Consider the following 18,521-nt stretch of genomic DNA (forward strand, 5'->3'; position numbering starts at 1 on the left):
AAACACCTACGGCGATGCCGGATAATAGGTATTGTCTGTTTAATACTGGCAGTATTTCTACTGTTCTTTGCATGGATTGAAATCTATAAGCAATAGCTACCAGATCCTTGCATATCCTATGAGATTTCCAGGCCGCCTATATAGGCGGTTTTATTGCATGCACCCCTGCAGGTGGTTTGAGATAATGGCAGTACTGGGGCGGCGTAAGGGGTTTGGCAGGTTGGATTCCCTTGTGATTCCTTGCGTTTTAGAAGGAGCGGTGCGGGTCCTGGTTGCGTGACCAATACGCCTGCATAAAAGAAGGGGCAAGGAAGTTCTATGGAACTATTTGAAACCTGGAAGTTGTCCATAAAAAAACCGCCACCCGGTATGATCCGTAAGTAGCGGTTTTTCAATATTCTGTGGTCGGAATAGCAGGATTCGAACCTACGACCTCTGCCTCCCGAAGGCAGCGCTCTACCAAGCTGAGCTATATTCCGATTCGGCTGCAAGGTGATTCTGTTCGTCAGCCGCTGCGCATTTTACGCCTTGAAATAAAAAATGCAACCCCTTGTCATGAGGTGCGTTCTACCGCCTGGTGGGCCAGCAGGGCAAGGCTGTCCCGGTAGGGCGAGGGTGACAGGTGCTCGAGTTCTTCCAGGGCCAGGGCAACACATTTGTTGGCCTGCTCGCGGGTATAGTCCAGTGCGCCGCAGCGTTGAACAATCCCGACCACTTCATCCAGATGGGTCAGGCCACCTTCCCGGATGGCATCACGTACCAGCTGGGCATCCGCTTCGGGAGCTACCCTCATGGCATGGATCAGCGGCAGGGTGGGCTTGCCTTCGGCCAGATCATCCCCGACGTTCTTGCCCATGGCGTCAGCGCTGCCTTCGTAATCCAGCAGGTCATCGATCAGCTGGAAAGCCATGCCAAGGTGACGACCGTATAGTTTCAGGGCTTCTGCCTGTCGGGCGGTGGCCCCCGCCAGCACGGCACCGGTGTGGGAGGCCGCTTCAAACAGCATGGCGGTCTTGCCCTGAATGGTGTCGTAGTAGGCCTGCTCGTCGATATCGGCGTTACCGATATTGGTCAGCTGCAGGACTTCGCCTTCAGCAATGGTCGACGTGGCAGCAGAAAGAATTGCCATGATCTCCATTGATCCCACGTCCACCATCATCTGGAAGGAGCGGGAATAGAGAAAGTCACCCACCAGCACCGACGGTGCATTACCCCAGGTATCGTTGGCAGTGGCCTTGCCTCGGCGGAGACTTGACTCATCGACCACGTCATCATGCAGAAGAGTGGAGGTGTGCATGAATTCAATCAGGGCGGCGAGCAGAATGTGGCGGTCACCGTCGTAATTCAGGGCGCGGGCGGCCAGTAATACAAGCAGCGGCCGCAGGCGCTTTCCACCGCTTTCAACAATGTAGTGCCCGATGGTTTGAACAAGAGGAACGCGGGAGGCGAGCTGTTGCTGGATGCTGCGATCTACGGCGGCGAAGTCCTCGGCCACCGGGGCATGGGTCGGCAAAGCGTTTGGCTGCATGACTCGGCTTGTCATCAAGGGTGGGGCCGCTAACGGGCCATAGGTTGCCGGTATGCTAGGCATGGACCCCCCCGGCGTCAAGGCAAAGGCCTCTCCGGGCAGATAACTCAGCTTTTCTGTTGTGTCAAGGTGCTTGTCGAGTGTATAATCCGCGCCCGACTCATCACTGCTCCCTGTTAGATGGCTGCCGGAAGGGGCGCCACTTGACGCAGGTCGATGAAAGAAGCGATTCCCGGATGAGTGTAAAGGAGAGTGACATGTACGCGATTATCAAAAGCGGCGGCAAGCAGTACCGTGTAAAGGAAGGCCAGCGCATCAAGCTCGAGAAGCTTGAAGTGGCAACCGGTGACAGCCTTGAGTTCGATCAGGTGCTGATGATCGGCGGCGATGACGTTCAGATCGGTGCGCCGCTGCTTGAAGGCGCCAAGGTCAGCGCTGAAGTGGTTTCCCACGGTCGTGGTGACAAGGTCACCATCATCAAGTTCCGTCGCCGGAAGCACCACATGAAGCGTCAGGGCCACCGCCAGTGGTATACTGAAGTCAAGATTACCGGCATCTCTGCGTAAGCAGGGTTGTTCAACCTTTTATAGGAGGCTGTTCTCATGGCACATAAGAAGGCGGCGGGTAGTACTCGCAACGGTCGCGATTCCGAGTCCAAACGTCTGGGTGTGAAACTGTTCGGTGGCCAGGCAGCAACTGCCGGCAGCATCATCGTTCGTCAGCGTGGTACACGCTTTCATGCCGGCACTGGTGTAGGTATCGGCAAGGATCATACCCTGTTTGCTCTTTCTGACGGTCACGTCAAGTTTGAGACCAAGGGACCGAAAAACCGCAAGTTCGTCAGCATTGAATCTGCCTGATTTCGTTGATGACGCTTGTTGAAGAAGCCCCGCTCAGGCGGGGCTTTTTTGTAGTATGGCGAAAAACACGCCGGGAGTAATGACATGCAGTTTGTCGATGAGGCCTCGATCACGGTAGAGGCGGGCAAGGGGGGCAATGGCTGCCTGAGTTTCCGCCGGGAAAAGTACGTGCCCAAGGGTGGGCCCGACGGTGGTGACGGAGGCCATGGCGGCAGTGTCATCCTGGTGGGTGATGAGTCGCTCAATACGCTGATCGATTTCAAGTTCCAGCGCTTTTACAAGGCCGAAAATGGTCAGCCGGGCCAGGGCCGCCAGATGAGTGGCCGTCAGGGGGGCGATCTGGAGGTCAAGGTGCCGATCGGTACCACGATCATTGATGTTGAAACGCTGGAAATCATCGGTGATATCACCGAGGAAGGTCAGCAGCTCAAGGTGGCTCAGGGTGGGCGCCGTGGGCTGGGGAACATGCACTTCAAGTCGTCAACCAACCGGGCGCCTCGACGCACCGTGCCGGGCACCGAAGGGGATCGTCGCGAGCTGCGGCTCGAGCTCAAGCTGATGGCGGATGTAGGGCTGCTGGGCATGCCGAATGCGGGCAAGTCCACCCTGATTCGCTCGGTGTCGGCGGCACGTCCCAAGGTGGCGGATTACCCGTTTACTACCCTGGTGCCGAACCTGGGTGTAGTAAAGCTGGGTGCCCATGAGCACTTTGTCATGGCCGATGTGCCCGGGTTGATCGAGGGGGCCTCCGAGGGTGCCGGCCTGGGGCTTCGGTTCCTCAAGCACCTGACGCGGACACGCCTGCTGCTTCATGTGGTCGATGTGGCACCTTACGATGAATCCGACCCGGTCGATATCATTGATATCATCGCCGGTGAGCTGCAGTTGTTCTCTCCGGCACTGGCTGAGCGACCGCGCTGGCTGGTGCTCAACAAGTGCGAGATGCTGCCCCCGGATGAGCGTCGTGCAATCATTGATGATGTGCTGGCCCGGCTGGAATGGGATGGCCCGGTCTTTGAGGTTTCTGCCATCAGTGGCGAAGGGACCGATGCACTGGTTCAGTCCGTGCATCGCTGGCTGGTCGAACAGCGCCAGCTGGAATCCGAGAGCAAGGAAGCCTTCGAGCTCGAGCAGAACATGCGTCGCCGCATGGAGGCCGAGGAAGTCGCTCGTGCAGAGGAGCGTATGACGCGCAGTAAAAACCGCCGCGCGGCGGAAAAGGCTGCGGATGATGACGACGACTTTGACGACAACGATTACGATGTCGACGTGGAATACGTGCCCTGACGTGGAGAGCCGGTAATGAGTGAGGCGGGTTCGGAACGCGATGCGCTGACACGCGTTCAGCATGTGGTGGTCAAGATCGGTAGCGCGCTTCTGACCAATAATGGTCAGGGACTGGACGAGGCATCCATTGGCCAGTGGGTGGATCAGATGGCCATGCTGCGTTACCGCGGCGTCAAGGTGACGCTGGTTTCCTCTGGAGCGGTTGCAGCGGGCATTGCTCGCCTTGGCCTTCCGGGGCGCCCAAGTTCGCTTGGTGCGCTGCAGGCGGCGGCTGCCATCGGCCAGACCCGGCTGGTGGAGTGCTATGAAGTGCACTTCGAGCGCCATGACTGCCAGACTGCCCAGATTCTGCTGACCCATGCCGACCTGTCCAATCGCCGTCGCTATCTGAATGCGCGTTCGGCGATTACGGCGCTGCACGAGTTTGATGTGGTGCCCATCATCAATGAAAACGACACGGTGGTTACCGACGAGATCCGGTTTGGTGATAACGATACGCTGGCCGCACTGGTGACTAACCTGCTCGAAGCCGATGCGCTCGTTATCCTGACCGATCAGGAGGGCGTCTTTGATGCCGATCCTCGCATCGAGCCGCACGCGACCCTGATTACGGAAGGCGAGGCGGATGATCCGGCCATTGCCGCCGTGGCTGGTGGTAGTGGTGTGCTGGGGCGCGGAGGCATGGCAACCAAGATTCGGGCAGCCAGGCTGGCTGCCCGTTCCGGTGCCCAGACCGTGATCGCCAGTGGCCATCAGCCGGATGTGCTGACACGTCTGTTGAAGGGAGAGGTGCTGGGCACGCTGCTTAAACCGCATTTTGCCCCGATCGCGGCGCGCAAGCGCTGGCTGGCCGGTCAACTCAAGAGCCAGGGAACACTGGTGATTGATGATGGCGCCGTCGCTGTTCTGAGCGACAAGGGGTCAAGCCTGCTGCCGGTCGGCGTAAGTGACGTTCAGGGGCAGTTTCGGCGAGGTGATCTGGTGGTTTGTGTTGACCAGGCTGGCAGGCGCATCGCAAAGGGGCTGGTCAACTATGATGCCGATGATGCCCGCCGTATCATTGGTTTGTCTTCAGCCCGGGTCGAGTCCGTACTGGGCATTGTAGAAGCCAATGAGATGATTCACCGCAATAACCTGGTGCTGCTGGATGGTGCCGGGCAGTAAGGGGTGGTTTGAGGGCATGCAATGGCTGTCTGCGGGCTTTCATTGTGACGATGCGAGTGCTAAGCTTGTCCATCCTCTCAGACACAGCCCGTTGATCATTTATTGACCAATGGCAGGAAGTCGCCACTGCAGACGCAGTCAGGTGGCTTTTATTTCGAACACCGACTGTCGCGTCGAGCACCGACTGTCGAGATCTCCAAGGAGTAGACGGTGGCTAACACCAAGCAAGCACGTAAACGCGCACGCCAGGCTGAACAGCGCCGGCAGCACAATGCCAGCCAGCGTTCCATGGTTCGTACCCATGTGAAACGCGTCATCAAGGCGATCCAGGCCGGCGATCACGCTCAGGCGATGACCGAATTCAATCAGGCACAGCCGGTCATCGACCGCATTGCCGACAAGGATTCGTTCTCCAAGAAGAAGGCTGCTCGTATCAAGAGCCGTCTGAACAAGCGGATCAAGGCACTGGCTGCTTAAGCCGGAGCTGCGCGCGATCAGAAAAACCGGCTCAGGCCGGTTTTTTTGTGTCCGACAGGTGCGTTCAGGGAAACCTTCAAGGCCGTTCTTATCAAAGCAAGGGTGTTTGGGCAGAGGCGAGCAGGATGAGCAAATCGGCAGGGTTGCTGAGATCGGGCATGGTTGTCGGCAGTATGACCATGTTATCGCGGGTGCTGGGTCTGGTAAGGGATGTCACCATTGCGGCGCTGTTCGGGGCCGGAGGGGGTGCTGATGCCTTTTTCATTGCGTTTCGAATTCCCAATTTCCTGCGACGGCTGTTTGCCGAGGGAGCCTTCAATCAGGCGTTTGTGCCGGTGCTTTCCGAGTACGCTACCACGCGTAGCCGAGAGGAAACGCGGTCGTTGTTGAACGCTACTGCCGGTAGCCTTGGGCTTGTGCTGCTGGCCATTACCGTGGTTGCCATTGTGGCAGCGCCCTGGCTGGTCTGGGTGTTTGCACCGGGCTTCAAGGACGACGGTCATGGCAAGCTGGCGATGACTGCAGATATGCTGCGGCTGACCTTTCCCTATCTGATGTTGATTTCACTGACGGCCTTTTCCGGCAGCATACTCAACAGCTGGAATCGGTTTGCCGTGCCTGCCTTTACGCCGGTATTGCTGAACATCAGCATGATCGGAGCTGCGTTCCTGCTGTCTCCGCATCTGTCAGTGCCCATCATGGCGCTGGCCTGGGGCGTATTGATTGCAGGCATCGCGCAGTTGATGTTCCAGGTTCCTTTTCTACTGCGGCTCGGGCTGCTGCCCGTGCCCAAACCCGATTTTCGCCATCCCGGGGTGCGTCGTGTGCTGCGCCTGATGGGGCCGGCGTTGTTCGGGGTGTCGGTCTCGCAGATCAATCTGCTGCTCGATACCGTTCTGGCGTCACTGCTGGCGGCGGGTAGCGTGTCCTGGCTTTATTATTCGGACCGCCTGGTTGAGCTGCCTCTGGGGGTCTTTGGCATTGCCATTGCCACGGTAATTCTTCCGGCCCTGTCGCGTCAGCATGCCTCCCGGGACCCCGAGCATTTTTCAAAAATGCTGGACTGGGGCCTGCGCGCAGTCTTGCTGATCGGTCTGCCGGCAACGCTTGCCCTTCTGCTGCTGGCTGAGCCGTTGCTGATTGCCTTGTTTCATTATGGGGCGATGACGGACCACGATGTGGTGATGGCTGCACGCAGTCTGCGTGCCTATTCACTGGGGCTGCTGGCCTTCATGTTGATCAAGGTGCTGGCGCCAGGCTTTTATGCGCGCCAGGACACCAAGACGCCGGTGAAAATCGGGGTGGTCGCGATGATTGCCAACATGGTGTTCAATCTGGCGCTCATCATGCCGCTGGCCCATGCCGGATTGGCACTGGCCACGGCCATGTCCGCCTATCTGAACGCCTTTTTACTTGGGCGGGGCCTTACTCGACGCGGCGTGCTGAATTTTCAGCCAGGCTGGGGGCGGTTCGCTTTGCAGCTGGCCGCCGGGTGTGCGGTCATGACAGCCGTACTGCTGTGGGCCACGCCTGACTGGGCGCAGTGGCTTGACTGGTCTGCGCCGATTCGAGTGGTGGCAATTGTCGCCCTGGTGGTGCTGGGGTGCGGAGTGTACCTGGCACTTCTGGCCCTTATGGGAGTTCGAGTGCACCATTTCCGGCTCAATGGGTAGGGGCAGGGCTGATAGGCCTGCTTCCCTTCGTTATAATCAACTGCCACGCCCAATGGAATTGCAACGCGCATGGAACTGATCAGAGGTTTGCACACGCTGGCGCCACACCACCGAGGTTGTGTGGCTACAATCGGCAACTTCGATGGTGTTCATCTCGGGCATCAGGCGATCCTTGAGCAACTGCGACAGGAGGCTCGGCGTCTCGACCTGCCGGTAACGGTCGTGATCTTCGAGCCACAGCCGCGGGAGTTCTTTGCCGGTGACCAGGCGCCTCCGCGTCTGATGCGGATGAAGGAAAAGGTTCGTCTGCTGCACCATTACGGCGCTGATCGGGTATTGTGTCTGCCATTCAATCGCCGTCTTCGCGAACTGTCTGCCCATGACTTCATTCGCCGAGTGCTGGTGGACGGTCTCGGTGTTCGTCACCTGGTGGTAGGGGATGATTTCCGCTTCGGATGTGACCGGGCCGGTGACTTTGCGTTGTTGCAACGTGAAGGTGAGGCCTGCGGGTTTCGGGTCGAGCATACGCGAACCTTCATGATGGATAATGATCGCGTTTCCAGCACCCGAATACGAACCATGCTGGCGTCGGGTAATTTCAGGCAGGCTGCGCGCCTGCTGGGGCGGCCCTATCGGTTTCGTGGTCGGGTGATCAGGGACCGCCAGCTCGGACGGACGATCGGTATTCCAACGGCCAATCTGCCGCTGCTGCCGGGGCCCATGGTATTGCGGGGTGTCTATGCCGTATTGACGCGGCTCGATGATGGTCAGGTAGTGAATGGGGTGGCCAATGTGGGCTGGCGCCCGACCGTGGGCGCCGAGCGCCCCGTGCTTGAAGTCCATCTCTTTGATGTTTCGCCGTCGCTTTATGGACGAATCATTACGGTAGTGCCCTGCGCCCGGCTGCGTGGCGAGGAAAAATTCGACAGCATTGATGCCATGATGCGCTGCATACAGCGTGATATCAGCATGGCTCGCACCTTTTTTGCAGCACAGGCCTCCCGGCCTTCGTTGGACGATGACGCGGCATGTGTGCCCGCGTCATCGGTTTCGATTTCGGACCCCGTGGCGTGCCTGCCACTGGCGTCGGCGCCTCTGGCGTATTCGTCCACAGATCAAGATGATGGCTGACTTTCTGCTATGACCGATTATAAAGATACTCTCAATCTGCCCCATACCGACTTCCCGATGCGCGGGAACCTGCCGGCGCAGGAGCCCCAGCGCATTGCGGGCTGGCAGGAGATGGGGCTGTACCAGCAGCTGCGTGAGCGTGGCCAGAACCGGCCCCGGTTCGTCCTGCATGATGGCCCTCCCTATGCCAACGGCAGCATTCACATTGGTCATGCGGTCAACAAGATCCTCAAGGATGTGATCGTCAAGTCGAAGACCATCGATGGCTATGATGCGCCCTATGTGCCGGGCTGGGATTGCCATGGTCTGCCGATCGAGCACAAGGTGGAAACCGATATCGGTCGGGCCGGAGTCAAGGTCGGCTATCGTGAGTTTCGTCAGGCCTGCCGTGACTACGCCGCGCGTCAGGTGGAAGGGCAGAAGGAAGACTTTATTCGGCTGGGCGTGGTGGGTGACTGGGATAATCCCTACCTCACCATGAACAAGCAGACCGAGGCAAACATCGTGCGTGCGCTGGGCCGCATTTCCGACAACGGTCACCTGATCAAGGGCTATAAGCCGGTGTACTGGAGCGTAGTCGGTCAGAGCGCGCTGGCAGAAGCTGAAATCGAGTATCAGGACAAGACCTCCACGGCGCTGGATGTTCGTTTCCGCCTCGTGGATCAGGCCGCTGCGCTGGCAGCCTTTGGCGATGTCGAGGGTGAAGGCCAGGTGTCGATCGTCATCTGGACCACCACCCCCTGGACGCTGCCGTCCAACCAGGCTGTCGCTCTGGCAGCTGCTCTTGAATATGCACTGGTCAGTCTTGATCTCGGCAAGGGCATTGAGCGTGTAGTGGTTGCCGCCGATATGGTCGAGAGTGTCATGCAGCGCTGGGGTATCGAGGATTATCAGGTGCTGGGCCACGCCAATGGGCGAGCCCTGGAAAACATGATGCTTGATCACCCGCTTTACGACCGGCAGGTGCCGGTCATCATGGGCGATCATGTCACTACGGATGCAGGTACCGGGGCGGTACATACTGCGCCCGATCACGGTATGGAAGATTTCGTGGCCGGCCGTGATTACGGTATCGGTACCCTGAATCTGGTACAGGCCGATGGTACGTATGCACAGGCCGCCGGCGAGTTCGCCGGCGTTCATGTCTACAAGGCCGATGAACCGGTCTGTGAGGCATTGACCCGTAAAGGGACACTGGTCAAGCGTGAATCGTTTGAACACAGTTATCCGCATTGCTGGCGCACCAAGACGCCGCTGATTTTCCGGGCCACGCCGCAGTGGTTCATCTCGATGGAAAAGGAAGGACTGCTCGACAAGGCCTTTGCTGCGGTCAAGGGCGTGGACTGGACGCCGTCCTGGGGGCAGAGCCGTATGGAAGGCATGCTGTCTTCCAGCCCGGACTGGTGCGTATCACGTCAACGGACCTGGGGCGTGCCAATCACCCTGTTCATTCACAAGGATACTGGTGAACTTCATCCGAACATGTCCGCGCTGATCGAAACGGTAGCCCAGCGTATCGAGCAGGATGGCATGGATATCTGGTTTGAACTGGATGCGGCCGAACTGATCGGTGCTGACGCAGCTCATTACGACAAGGTGACCGACACCCTGGATGTGTGGTTCGATTCCGGTGTGACGCATTACAGCGTACTGGCTCAGCGTGATGATCTGGCCTTCCCGGCCGACCTTTACCTCGAGGGGTCGGATCAGCATCGTGGCTGGTTCCAGTCTTCACTCAAGACCTCGATCGCCATCAATGACTGCGCACCTTACAAGGCTGTTCTGACACACGGATTTACCGTCGATGCTGCCGGTCGCAAGATGTCGAAATCACTGGGTAACGTCGTGGCACCGCAACAGGTCATGAACCGTCTGGGTGCCGATATCCTGCGGTTGTGGGTCGCTTCTACCGATTACTCCGGTGAAATGACGGTGTCCGATGAAATCCTGAAGCGGACAGCCGATACCTATCGTCGTATCCGGAATACATCACGGTTCCTGCTGGCCAACCTTACGGGCTTTGATCCATCAGTGCATCAGGTTGCCTTCGAGGACATGATTGCACTGGATCGCTGGGTAGTTGATCGTGCGGCTCAGCTTCAGGAGCGCATTCAGACGGCTTATACCGAGTACCGCTTCCTGGATGTCTGCCAGCAGGTGCATACGTTCTGCTCTCGCGAGCTGGGCGGCTTTTATCTGGATGTGATCAAGGATCGTCAGTACACCAGTCAGGCAGATTCCCTCGCGCGACGTAGCTGCCAGACAGCGCTTTATCACGTGATCGAGGCCATGGTGCGCTGGGTGGCACCCATCCTGTCGTTCACGGCCGAAGAGATCAATGAGCATATTCCGGGCGACCGGGAGACCAGTGTCTTCTTCACCACCTGGTATGACGGTCTGAGCACACTGCCGGCCGACGATGCCATGGGACGTGAGTTCTGGCAGCAGGTACTGGAGGTGAAGCATGCCGTCAATCGCCAGCTGGAAGGTGCGCGCAAGGAGGGGGTCATCAAGGGCTCTCTGGACGCGCAGCTGACGCTGTATGTCGATGATCATCTTCAGGCGACGCTGAGTCGGCTGGGTGAGGAACTTCGGTTTGTCCTGATTACCTCCGAGGTCACACTTCATCCCCTGAGTGAAGGCGGTGAGGCGCAGGCATCCGAACTGGAAGGCCTTCGTGTCGTGGTGGAAGCCAGCCCATACGAGAAGTGTGCCCGCAGCTGGGAGCGTCGCCCGGACGTCGGTACTCACCCCGAGCATCCGACACTGAGCGAGCGCTCGATCCTCAATCTGCCTGATGGCCCGGGTGAGGTGCGTTACTATGCCTGATTCGACCCCGGCCGCCGACAGGGCACCGGCCATGCATCGTCCGCTGCGCTGGCTACTGCTGGCGCTGGTGGTTGTGGTGCTGGACCTGGGAACCAAGCTGCTGGTCACCCAGACCCTTGCCTATGGGCGTCCCGTTGAAGTACTGCCGGTCTTCAACCTGATGCTGCTGCATAATACCGGCGCCGCCTTCAGCTTTCTGGCTGACCATGATGGCTGGCAACGCTGGCTGTTTGCAGCCATCGCGACCGGTGCCGTAACCGGGCTTGTCATCTGGCTGAAGCGGCTGCGGCGAGGGGAGGTCATGATGGCGGCGTCCCTGGCACTGATCATGGGCGGAGCGGTAGGCAATCTCTACGACCGTGTCGTGCTGGGCTATGTGGTGGATTTCCTGTCCTTTCACTGGGACAACTGGTATTTCCCCGCCTTCAATCTGGCCGACATGGCCATTTGCCTGGGCGCTGCAGGCATGATTATTGATGCCTTGTTCGGCGCGAAGAACACACCGAAGGTATCCAGTGAGGCTCCTCATGAGTAATTACACGATTGGCGAAGGGATGCAGATGACACTGCACTTCTCGCTGGCGCTTGAAGATGGCACCGAAGTCGATACGACGCGTGGCAAGACACCGGCAACCTGCGTGTTTGGTGACGGTAACCTGCCGCCCGGGTTCGAGCGGCCGCTCAAGGGCATGAGTACCGGTGAATCAGGTCAGTTCACTGTCCTGCCGGAATACGCCTTTGGTCAGTACAACCCGCAGAATGTGCAGCGTCTCAAGCGAGAGGATTTCGATAACGAAATCGAGCTGGAGGAAGGGCTGGTGGTCTCGTTTGCCGACCCGGCAGGCGGTGGCGAGCTTCCGGGCGTGATCAAGACGCTGGACGGAGACATGATCGAGGTCGATTTCAACCACCCGCTGGCCGGCCGCACCCTGACATTTGATGTCGATGTGCTGGATGTTACGCCCGCCACCACGCATTAACGAGGACGATAAATCATGCCTCAGCCGATGAAAATCAATCTGGCCAATCCACGTGGCTTCTGTGCCGGCGTGGATCGTGCCATCGATATCGTCAACAAGGCGCTCGATGTCTTCGGGGCCCCCATCTATGTGCGTCACGAGGTGGTGCATAACCGCTTTGTGGTGGATTCACTGCGTGACCGGGGCGCTGTATTTGTCGAAGAACTCGACGAAGTTCCTGATGATGTCATCGTGATCTTCTCGGCGCACGGTGTATCCCAGGCAGTACAGGATGAAGCCGATCGGCGCGGCCTGAAGATCTTTGATGCCACCTGCCCACTGGTGACCAAGGTGCATATGGAAGTGTTGCGCTATGCGCGTCGAGGCCGTGAATGCATCCTGATCGGCCATGCCGGCCACCCTGAAGTCGTGGGCACCATGGGACGCTACGATACGAAGCATGGTGGCCGGATCTATCTGGTCGAAGATGAAGAGGATGCGCGCCAGCTCAAGGTCAACGATCCCGAGCAGCTGTCGTTTGTGACCCAGACGACCCTGTCGATGGATGATACATCGAAGGTCATCGATGCGCTTCGCGAGACCTTTCCGGCGATTCAGGGACCGCGGAAGGATGATATCTGCTACGCCACCCAGAATCGTCAGGATGCGGTACGCATCCTGGCCGAGCAAAGCGATGTGGTACTGGTGGTGGGCAGCCCGAACAGCTCCAACTCCAATCGTCTTCGCGAGCTGGCAGAGCGGATGAATACCCCGGCGTACCTGATCGACAATGCCGAACAGATCCAGCCCGAGTGGTTTGCATCGGTTGAAAGCGTGGGTGTGACTGCTGGTGCCAGTGCGCCCGAGGTACTGGTCAATGGCGTCATTGCGCGTCTGCAGGAGCTCGGGGGGGCTGCCCCGGACGAAATAGTTGGTCAGGAAGAAACCATTACGTTCTCGATGCCCCGGGAACTGCGCGAGCGGGTTATCGTCAGCGGGTGATCTGATCAGGAGGTCTCATGGCCGCCATCGGTACATTTATTCTGTTTTTTGCAGTAGGTCTGGTGGGCATGGAGGGGGTGGCCTGGTTTACCCATCGCTTCATCATGCATGGGCCGCTCTGGTGCTGGCACCGCTCCCATCATCGGGAGCGGCAGGGCATTTTTGAGCTCAATGACCTGTTTGCCGTCTGTTTTGCCGTACCTTCCATTGCCCTGATTTATCTTGGGACCACCGGACCGCTCTGGATGCTGGCGCTGGGGCTTGGCATTGCCGGTTATGGCGCGGTATATGCCATCTTTCATGATGGGCTGGTGCATCGGCGATTCAGGGTGCCCCTGAACCGGCGTGCTCCCTTCTGGCGCCACCGCATTGATGCCCATCGGTTGCATCATGCTACCAGTACACGAGATGGCGCTGTTTCCTTCGGTTTCATGGTGGTGCCCTCAGCGCAGCGCCTCAAGGCTGCCCTCAAGCGCAAGCGCGCTCGCTGACCTTTCTTTTTTCAAGGCTTCAGGCGCTTCGCCGTTAACCACGGATAGCACACACCTTCCGGGTGTATCTGATGGTTGGATGCGGAGCCGCCATGTCGCTGTTTCCCGCCGCTCAGCGCGGCTTTTCCCTGCTCGAAGTACTGGTTACCCTGGTCGTTGTCAGCATCGGCCTGATGGGTGCCGTTGCCTTGCAGGTGTCCTCATTGCGTGCCAGTGATGCAGCACTGCAGCGAACGCGGGCCACGTTGCTGGCCGAGGGCATGATCGAGCGTATTCAGGCCAATGCCACCTCGCAGGCGCTGGCGCTATATAACGTGGGAGAAAACGAGACGCCGCCGCTGGGCACTGGCCGCTGGCCGCATATTGCCTGCTCTGCTGCATGTGACAGTTCCGCCTGGGCCGGTCGTGACCTGTGGGATCTTGATCAGCAGCTACAACGTCGTATTGACGGGAGCGTCGCCGATGCCCTGCCGTTGGCCGGCAGCTGCATTGCCATTGACGGTTCTCAGGTGTCGGTCAGTGTGGTCTGGCAGGGAAGTGGCGGAGGAGATCTGGCTGTGACCTCCTGCGGCAGTGCAACGATTCCTTCCGGGCGGCGCGAAGTGCGACTGATGTCATCGGTACTGCCACAGTGAACGCTCGCAGTCAGCAGGGGGCCACCCTGATTGAGCTGATGATTACCCTGCTGGTCGGCAGCCTTCTGATGACGGGTCTGGTGACCTTCTATCTTCAATCGGCTCGGGATTTTCACTATCAGCAGGCGTTGTCTCAGGTCCAGGAAACCGGCCGGTTCACCACACATTTTCTGGCGGATCATTTAAAGCGGGCAGGCTTCTGGGGACATGCCTGGCAGGCCGAATTTGCAGGCAGCTTTACGGCCTCCGATGGGCTGCTGTCAGCCCCCGCCCGGGCTGGCTACACCTCTGGGGCCGGGCCACTGCCGGTGTGGAGTGGCGAATCCCCCTGCCTTGAGCCTGGGTGCTCGCTCCTGCCAGCAGCCTACCAGGCGACGGCCGCCTCACCCATGTCACAGGCGTTGGCGCTGCGTTACGCCGATGCCTCCAGTAGCGGTGGTGCAGACATTACCCTGGCCAGTACGGGTAATTGCCTGCAGCTCGACTTGCCGGATGAGACGCCCGGCTGTGGTGCCCTTGCCAACCAGGTGCCACGCACGCTATGGGCATACCGGGCACTTTTCTTTGCTGTTCGACAGCTCTGCGTCAATGTGGCTGGCCAACGCGTCGGATGCGGCAGTACCGGGGCACAGGCAGTGCCTGCCCTTTATATGGGGGTGCTGGGCAGTGGGGGATACCGGATGAACGAAATTGCGCCAGGTGTCGAGTTATTGCATCTGGAGTGGGGGCTGGATGATACCGGCGATGGGCTGCCCAATCGGCTGGTATCCGGCAGCAATACGGTAGCGTTGAGCCTTGATGAGTGGCGTCGAGCTGTCAGCGTACAGCTTTACGTCGTAGTGCAAAGCGAGCCCTTGAATATTCCCGACAATCACGCTTCACCGGTGCTGAGGCTCGGGCAGGTCAGCTATACCCCGCCCCGTGACAATCGAGTGCGTCGCGTATTTTCGACCTCGGTAAGCCTTGGCAATCTGCGTTATCGCCGGGGTTTCATTGAGGGGGCGCCATGACTTCAAGGCGCCAGAATACTGACCCGGTCATGAGGCAGCAGGGATTTACATTGCTGATGGCCATGGTGCTGTTGCTGGGGCTTGCGCTGCTGGGGGCGACGCTGAGTCGAGGCAGCCTGCTGTCGCTGTCATTATCACACCGGACCGAGACAGCCACGCGCGCTTTTGAAGTCGCCAGCGGTAATGCCGAGCGACTGGCTGACCTGTCGCCTGAGAGGACGGTAAATGCCCTTGATGTCCTCAACGCGCTGGAGGCGGGCGATACCACCACGCTCAATGGTTATCGGATCATGCTGGTTCGCCAGATGGTGACCTGTGCCTCGCTCAGGGAGAGCCGTCTTTTGAGTGGCCGTGACGCCGTACATCGTCGCTTGGTGGATATCACGATAACGGGGCAGGAGGACGGCCAGATGATGACCCTGCATCAGGGTGTCGTATTTTCCGGCCGTGCGGCCGAGAACACCAATTCGCTGGATTTATCCGTACAGGTCGCTGAAGGAAATGTCCGATGTGGAGACTGATCGCTGCCGTGCTGATGTTGTGCTGTGCGCTGCTGAGGCCGGCGCTGGCGGAAGATACCAGTATTTACTTGCCTGAATATGTGTCCGGCCAGCCACAGGTCATGATCGTTTTCGATAACTCCGGCAGTATGGAAACCAGAGATCAGGCTGGCAGCAGAACGAGGTTGGGCGTTGCCAAACAGGTCATCGGTCGGCTGATTCAGAATAACCCCAATGTCAATTTTGCACTGACGGTCTTCAATGCCAACGTGGCGAGTCTTTATTGCAGCCTGGACTGGTACGGGCGCTGCATTCCAGGGTCAACCTATGCGGTAGAGGACCGCAACAACGGTGGTCGAGTGATTCAGGCCTTTGGTAGTGGCAGCAAGCAGAGTATCGCCTCCCGGCAGCAGCTTCAGTCCACGCTGGCGGGCCTGCAGGCACAAACGTCCACGCCGTTGTGCGAAACAATGTATGAAGTGTATCGCTACCTCGCGGGTACCAGAGTACTTTATGGCAATCAAAGGGCATCTTCCGATATACCGAATGCCGACGGCAGTGCTCGGAGCGGAGACGGCAATTACATCTCGCCATTGCGGCAGTGTGAAAACATCTACGTTGTCTACGTGACGGATGGTTTGCCGCAATGGGATACCACCGCCAATAATGCTGTTAAGTCGCTGACCGGGTCCGCCTGCGGCTTTTATGATGCCGTTGATCCGATCAATTCAGACAGGATCAGGCGGGTGGAAAACTGCCTGCCGACCCTGACAGCCTTCATGAAAGAAAGGGATCTGTCTGACCGGCTGACAGGGGAGCAGCACGCCTATACCTTTACCATCGGATTTACCACCGAGCAGCAACTGCTGGAGGATGCAGCCCAGCCGCCGGATGTCGTTGATCAGGGGTATTTCACGGCTCAGAACGAGGACGAGCTGACAGAAGCCTTTACAACGATCGTGACGTCTATTCTGGGCCTTTCGCCGGAGCAGAAAAGTGTTTCGACGACGACCACGGCCGATGGCTTTCAGAATGGCGAATATATTTATCAGCCCTTTTTCCAGCCTCGGCCCAGTGAGCGCTGGGTGGGCAACCTCAAGAAGTACCGTTTTCAGCACAGTGCCTCCGGAGATTTCTGGGACAGGCAGAGTACTTCAAGTGCCGTGGAGTCCGGTGGGGCAGGCGGCCTGCTGCGCGCCCGATTTGCACGTGGCCAGGGGTATGTATTTGATCGCAGGCTTCGCACGGTTTATACCGACCTTTCCGGGGGCGGGAAGGGGTTGCCATTGCTGGCTGACATCAATGGCAATCGGGTGTCGCTGAGTGACGAGGCGCGCCGCGACCTGGATGGTACAACCTACGATATGGATAACGTGATCGACTGGTTGCTGGGAGCCGATATCACCGGTGAGAGGGCCACGGTAGCCAATGATAATGTCAGGCCATGGCTGATGGGGGATATCCTTCATTCGGCACCGATGGCTATAAATTATGCCTGTGCCGGTTGCTCGAATGGAATCCGCACACTGGTGTTTGCCGCGACCAACGAAGGCATGCTGCACGCCTTTGACGGTGACAGCGGTCAAGAGCTCTGGGCATTCTGGCCGTCGGCCATGGCCGATATTGCGGTATATCGCATGCTGAATCTGCCGCCCTTATACCATGACCCATCGGGCGTCGCCTTTTCCCAGGGGCAGCGCTACGGGCTGGATGGAAGCCTTGCACGTTATACCCTGCCGGATGGCCGTGGCGGCTTTAAAACCATTCTGGCCTTTGGCATGCGACGTGGCGGGTTTGGCTACTATGCGCTGGATATCACTGACCCGGAATCCCCGTCACTTGCCTGGCAGATTTCGCCTGATCGCAAGGCCGGCAAGGGGTTCGTACCGGGGCAGAGCTGGTCAACGCCTGCCCCGGCCCTGGTCCCGGGGGATCGCGGTTCGCGCAAGGTCTTTGTCATGGGCGCCGGTTATGACACTGGCAAGGATGGGGCGGGACTCGGCAGCAACGATACTCGCGGCAAGGGCGTTTTCATTGTGGAGGCCGACACCGGTACGCTGATTCGTGTGCTGACAGCGGGCAAGCTGCAGGACAGTGTGCCTTCCGATGTGCTCATGGTGGACAGTGATGGTGATGGTGCCAGCGACCGGCTGTTTTTTGGCGATACCGGTGGCAATGTCTGGATGGGCGTGCTGCAGGACAGCGATGTATCTCGCTGGGAACTGCAACAGGTGGCATCACTCGGGCGCCATGAGAATGGCAGCCCGGCCTCGGATCGTCGCTTTTTCAATCGCCCCTATCTGTGGCGTACCACCCTTGATAATCAGGCCATCGACGTGCTGGTCATCGGAAGTGGCAATCGCGCCTCGCCGCAATCGGTGATCACGGATGACCGACTTTACCTGCTGAATGTTACTCGGCTGTTGTCCGGAGAACATGCCGTAAGCGATGTCATTACGCCTTCCGAGCTGGCACTTGTATCAGTCTCGGGCGCATCGACTACGCCGCGTTCCCGTAGCGATCGGGGCTGGCAGGTCCTGTTCGAGAATCCCGGGCAAAAGATTCTTTCCCCGTCAAACGTGTTGTCTGACGTGTTGTTTTATACGAGCTATGTGCCCAGAAAAACCCTGTCCATCTGTGAACCCTCTGCAGGTGAAACCTATCTCCATGGTCTGACGCTGAGGGGGGGGAAGACCACCACGGTTGTCCGTACTTCGTCCACGCTGCTGGGCCAGTATATTCAGGAAACGCCACGGGTTATTGTGCGCGATGAGGCAAGTTATCTTGCCGGTGTCGACGCAGATAACATGGTCTCTGTCGTCAAAGACGTAACCCCTGACGGGGAAGCGGTGCCACTTGACGAGAAGGGAGGTGTTCGTACGTCCTGGGCAGTGTTCCCCGCATACTGGTATCGGGAGTAGGGCATTGAGCCTTCTTGTGTTTCGCTGACGATTGGCGCAGGTTCGCGTATTGTT

General features: G+C 58.6%; 17 protein-coding genes and 1 tRNA gene. 16 read left to right on the forward strand and 2 right to left on the reverse strand.

The window, feature by feature from the left end; translation table 11 throughout:
* Positions 1–402: 402 nt before the first annotated feature.
* A tRNA-Pro gene (locus NAT21_RS15205) sits at positions 403–479 on the reverse strand.
* Positions 480–553: 74 nt separating this feature from the next.
* Positions 554–1,528 (reverse strand): polyprenyl synthetase family protein, encoded by a 975-nt coding sequence (locus tag NAT21_RS15210; RefSeq protein ID WP_250939756.1) that lies wholly within the window; start codon positions 1,526–1,528, stop codon positions 554–556.
* 257 nt (positions 1,529–1,785) lie between these two features.
* Here NAT21_RS15210 and rplU point away from each other — a divergent pair, with 257 nt between their 5' ends.
* The 16 genes from rplU to NAT21_RS15290 all read left to right on the forward strand — a co-directional run bounded on the left by rplU (position 1,786) and on the right by NAT21_RS15290 (position 18,467).
* Entirely contained in the window at positions 1,786–2,094 is a 309-nt protein-coding gene (gene rplU / locus NAT21_RS15215; RefSeq protein WP_250939759.1) for a 50S ribosomal protein L21, read from the forward strand.
* 36 nt (positions 2,095–2,130) lie between these two features.
* Positions 2,131–2,388: a 50S ribosomal protein L27 gene (rpmA, locus tag NAT21_RS15220; RefSeq protein WP_250939761.1), complete on the forward strand. Its 258-nt coding sequence runs from the start codon at positions 2,131–2,133 to the stop codon at positions 2,386–2,388.
* 84 nt (positions 2,389–2,472) lie between these two features.
* Positions 2,473–3,675, forward strand: a complete 1,203-nt coding sequence (gene cgtA, locus NAT21_RS15225) for an Obg family GTPase CgtA (protein ID WP_250939763.1) — start codon at positions 2,473–2,475, stop codon at positions 3,673–3,675.
* Positions 3,676–3,690: 15 nt separating this feature from the next.
* Positions 3,691–4,839 carry a glutamate 5-kinase gene (proB, locus tag NAT21_RS15230; protein WP_250939765.1) on the forward strand — a complete coding sequence of 383 codons (1,149 nt, stop codon included), beginning with the start codon at positions 3,691–3,693 and terminating at the stop codon, positions 4,837–4,839.
* 210 nt (positions 4,840–5,049) lie between these two features.
* Complete coding sequence (rpsT, locus tag NAT21_RS15235; RefSeq protein WP_250939767.1) at positions 5,050–5,316, forward strand: 30S ribosomal protein S20; 267 nt, start codon at positions 5,050–5,052, stop codon at positions 5,314–5,316.
* Between the two features lie 125 nt (positions 5,317–5,441).
* Positions 5,442–6,989: a murein biosynthesis integral membrane protein MurJ gene (gene murJ / locus NAT21_RS15240; RefSeq protein ID WP_250939770.1), complete on the forward strand. Its 1,548-nt coding sequence runs from the start codon at positions 5,442–5,444 to the stop codon at positions 6,987–6,989.
* A gap of 69 nt (positions 6,990–7,058) precedes the next feature.
* A complete protein-coding gene (ribF, locus tag NAT21_RS15245; protein ID WP_250939772.1) occupies positions 7,059–8,120 on the forward strand; it encodes a bifunctional riboflavin kinase/FAD synthetase in 1,062 nt (353 codons plus the stop codon).
* Positions 8,121–8,129: 9 nt separating this feature from the next.
* Entirely contained in the window at positions 8,130–10,949 is a 2,820-nt protein-coding gene (ileS, locus tag NAT21_RS15250; RefSeq protein ID WP_250939774.1) for an isoleucine--tRNA ligase, read from the forward strand.
* A complete protein-coding gene (gene lspA / locus NAT21_RS15255) occupies positions 10,942–11,484 on the forward strand; it encodes a signal peptidase II (RefSeq protein ID WP_250939777.1) in 543 nt (180 codons plus the stop codon). The genes ileS and lspA overlap by 8 nt, the downstream gene beginning before the upstream one ends.
* Positions 11,477–11,929, forward strand: a complete 453-nt coding sequence (locus NAT21_RS15260) for an FKBP-type peptidyl-prolyl cis-trans isomerase (RefSeq protein ID WP_250939779.1) — start codon at positions 11,477–11,479, stop codon at positions 11,927–11,929. The genes lspA and NAT21_RS15260 overlap by 8 nt, the downstream gene beginning before the upstream one ends.
* Before the next feature lie 15 nt (positions 11,930–11,944).
* Complete coding sequence (ispH, locus tag NAT21_RS15265; protein WP_250939781.1) at positions 11,945–12,910, forward strand: 4-hydroxy-3-methylbut-2-enyl diphosphate reductase; 966 nt, start codon at positions 11,945–11,947, stop codon at positions 12,908–12,910.
* A 17-nt stretch (positions 12,911–12,927) separates the two neighbouring features.
* Complete coding sequence (locus tag NAT21_RS15270; protein ID WP_250939783.1) at positions 12,928–13,401, forward strand: sterol desaturase family protein; 474 nt, start codon at positions 12,928–12,930, stop codon at positions 13,399–13,401.
* Positions 13,402–13,493: 92 nt separating this feature from the next.
* Positions 13,494–14,036, forward strand: coding sequence for a type IV pilus modification protein PilV (gene pilV, locus NAT21_RS15275; RefSeq protein WP_250939785.1), 543 nt, complete (start codon positions 13,494–13,496; stop codon positions 14,034–14,036).
* Positions 14,033–15,046, forward strand: a complete 1,014-nt coding sequence (locus NAT21_RS15280) for a PilW family protein (RefSeq protein WP_250939788.1) — start codon at positions 14,033–14,035, stop codon at positions 15,044–15,046. The genes pilV and NAT21_RS15280 overlap by 4 nt, the downstream gene beginning before the upstream one ends.
* Positions 15,043–15,567, forward strand: a complete 525-nt coding sequence (locus NAT21_RS15285; protein ID WP_250939790.1) for a hypothetical protein — start codon at positions 15,043–15,045, stop codon at positions 15,565–15,567. The genes NAT21_RS15280 and NAT21_RS15285 overlap by 4 nt, the downstream gene beginning before the upstream one ends.
* Positions 15,555–18,467 (forward strand): PilC/PilY family type IV pilus protein, encoded by a 2,913-nt coding sequence (locus NAT21_RS15290; RefSeq protein WP_250939793.1) that lies wholly within the window; start codon positions 15,555–15,557, stop codon positions 18,465–18,467. The genes NAT21_RS15285 and NAT21_RS15290 overlap by 13 nt, the downstream gene beginning before the upstream one ends.
* The last annotated feature ends 54 nt before the right edge of the window (positions 18,468–18,521 follow it).

Source organism: Larsenimonas rhizosphaerae, assembly GCF_023700005.1.
GTDB lineage: Bacteria > Pseudomonadota > Gammaproteobacteria > Pseudomonadales > Halomonadaceae > Larsenimonas > Larsenimonas rhizosphaerae.

Bases quoted from the DNA above. Each gene is read 5' to 3' on its own strand.
- ispH (WP_250939781.1), top strand. From the start codon at position 11,945: ATGCCTCAGCCGATGAAAATCAATCTGGCCAATCCACGTGGCTTCTGT.
- proB (WP_250939765.1), top strand. From the start codon at position 3,691: ATGAGTGAGGCGGGTTCGGAACGCGATGCGCTGACACGCGTTCAGCAT.
- NAT21_RS15285 (WP_250939790.1), top strand. From the start codon at position 15,043: ATGACTTCAAGGCGCCAGAATACTGACCCGGTCATGAGGCAGCAGGGA.
- cgtA (WP_250939763.1), top strand. From the start codon at position 2,473: ATGCAGTTTGTCGATGAGGCCTCGATCACGGTAGAGGCGGGCAAGGGG.
- NAT21_RS15260 (WP_250939779.1), top strand. From the start codon at position 11,477: ATGAGTAATTACACGATTGGCGAAGGGATGCAGATGACACTGCACTTC.
- rpmA (WP_250939761.1), top strand. From the start codon at position 2,131: ATGGCACATAAGAAGGCGGCGGGTAGTACTCGCAACGGTCGCGATTCC.
- NAT21_RS15270 (WP_250939783.1), top strand. From the start codon at position 12,928: ATGGCCGCCATCGGTACATTTATTCTGTTTTTTGCAGTAGGTCTGGTG.
- NAT21_RS15210 (WP_250939756.1), bottom strand. From the start codon at position 1,528: ATGCAGCCAAACGCTTTGCCGACCCATGCCCCGGTGGCCGAGGACTTC.
- rplU (WP_250939759.1), top strand. From the start codon at position 1,786: ATGTACGCGATTATCAAAAGCGGCGGCAAGCAGTACCGTGTAAAGGAA.
- lspA (WP_250939777.1), top strand. From the start codon at position 10,942: ATGCCTGATTCGACCCCGGCCGCCGACAGGGCACCGGCCATGCATCGT.
- murJ (WP_250939770.1), top strand. From the start codon at position 5,442: ATGAGCAAATCGGCAGGGTTGCTGAGATCGGGCATGGTTGTCGGCAGT.
- ribF (WP_250939772.1), top strand. From the start codon at position 7,059: ATGGAACTGATCAGAGGTTTGCACACGCTGGCGCCACACCACCGAGGT.
- ileS (WP_250939774.1), top strand. From the start codon at position 8,130: ATGACCGATTATAAAGATACTCTCAATCTGCCCCATACCGACTTCCCG.
- NAT21_RS15290 (WP_250939793.1), top strand. From the start codon at position 15,555: ATGTGGAGACTGATCGCTGCCGTGCTGATGTTGTGCTGTGCGCTGCTG.
- pilV (WP_250939785.1), top strand. From the start codon at position 13,494: ATGTCGCTGTTTCCCGCCGCTCAGCGCGGCTTTTCCCTGCTCGAAGTA.